This is a genomic window from Staphylococcus sp. HMSC061G12, assembly GCF_001838465.1.
Lineage (GTDB): Bacteria > Bacillota > Bacilli > Staphylococcales > Staphylococcaceae > Staphylococcus > Staphylococcus simulans.
Genome location: NZ_KV837012.1, coordinates 1 through 243 on the forward strand (window position 1 = coordinate 1; position 243 = coordinate 243).

The 243-nt window shown below is 35.4% G+C and carries 1 protein-coding gene; it reads right to left on the reverse strand.

Annotated elements, in window-relative coordinates; all coding sequences use genetic code 11:
• Nucleotides 1–243 (reverse strand): DDE-type integrase/transposase/recombinase (locus HMPREF2937_RS00830; RefSeq protein WP_142351380.1); only part of this gene is annotated, 243 nt, incomplete at both ends.

The window sequence follows — 243 nt, forward strand, 5'->3', positions numbered from 1 at the left end:
TAATATGACGGTGATCTTGCTCAATGAGGTTATTCAGATATTTCGATGTACAATGACAGTCAGGTTTAAGTTTAAAAGCTTTAATTACTTTAGCCATTGCTACCTTCGTTGAAGGTGCCTGATCTGTAATTACCTTTTGAGGTTTACCAAATTGTTTAATGAGACGTTTGATAAACGCATATGCTGAATGATTATCTCGTTGCTTACGCAACCAAATATCTAATGTATGTCCCTCTGCATCAA